The organism is Methylacidimicrobium cyclopophantes, assembly GCF_902143385.2.
GTDB lineage: Bacteria > Verrucomicrobiota > Verrucomicrobiia > Methylacidiphilales > Methylacidiphilaceae > Methylacidimicrobium > Methylacidimicrobium cyclopophantes.
The window spans coordinates 1-1,062 of the sequence record NZ_CABFUZ020000073.1 but is presented as its reverse complement, the minus strand read 5'-3'; the positions used below and the strand labels follow the sequence as shown (position 1 = coordinate 1,062).

The window sequence follows — 1,062 nt, the reverse complement described above, 5'->3', positions numbered from 1 at the left end:
CCACCAGCGGGCGGCCGCCCGCAAGTCGCGGCCCACCCCCCGTCCCAGGGCATAGAGGTCGCCCAAATTAAGCTGCCCGAAACGCTCCCCGGCGCTGGCGGCCCTCCGGAACCAGCGGGCAGCCTTGCGGTCATCCTGCGGGACCCCTTGCCCCGAACGGTACAATACGCCCAAGTGGTTTGCCGCCAGCGCTCTCCGTCCCATTGCCGCCCGGCGGTACTAGCGGGAGGCGCGAAAGAAATTTCGAGACACTCCCCACCCATGGTGATAGCAAAGGCCCAAGAGCTCCTGGCCTTCCGCATCCCCCCTTTCGCCGCCCGAAGCAGCCAAGCCGCAGCGGCCTTGGAGTCGGGCTTCCCTCCTCTCCGCTGCAGAAAGAGCTTTCCGAGGGAACGGGCTGCCGCGGGTTGGCTCTTCCGGGCCGCTTCCTCGTACCAGCGTACGGCGGCGGGCAGCTCGCGGGCCACCCCCAGTCCCTGCTCGTAAAGACGGCCCAGCCGGTATTGCGCATCCGCCGCACCCGACTCCGCAGCACGTCGATACCAGAGGGCGGCTGCCGCGGGATCGGATGCTCCGCCGAGCCCTTCCTCCAGAAAGAGTCCCAGCCGATAGCCGGCTTCCGCATGGCTGTTTTCCGTGGCCAGCCGGTACCAGCGGCGCGCTTCCGACGAATCGGGCCTCAGCTCCAGCTCGGAAAAAGGAAATCCGAGAGGCGGCGGAGGCCGCCCGGTGCCGCGCCCCGCCCAAAAAGGAGCTTGCTCTCTTCTGCTCCAGAGCGCCCAGCCATATTCGTAGATTCCCCCGATGCCGTACCGGAGTTCGGAAGGGCCGGCCTCGGCCGCCCTGCGCAGCCAGCAGAGGCCTTTCCCCGGATTGCACGGGACTCCGCCGTAGCGGAGCAGCAGGGTGCCGAGCCGCCACTGCGCCTGCTCCACGCCCTGTTCCGCCTCTCGTTCGTACCAGCGCGCGGCCTGTAGACGATCCTTCCGAATCCCGAGCCCTCGATCATAAAGGAGGGCGAGGTTCATCTGCGCGGCGGCCAGCCGTTCCTAAAACCATGGA

1 protein-coding gene and 1 pseudogene are annotated in these 1,062 nt (G+C 67.9%); both read right to left on the bottom strand.

Translation table 11 applies throughout. The features are described from left to right. The coding region (locus FN369_RS11640; protein WP_374728752.1) for a tetratricopeptide repeat protein at positions 1-204 on the bottom strand (204 nt) is incomplete at its 3' end. A 146-nt stretch (positions 205-350) separates the two neighbouring features. Then, a pseudogene (locus tag FN369_RS01380) lies at positions 351-1,028 on the bottom strand (tetratricopeptide repeat protein); the annotation flags it as partial. Positions 1,029-1,062 lie beyond the last annotated feature (34 nt).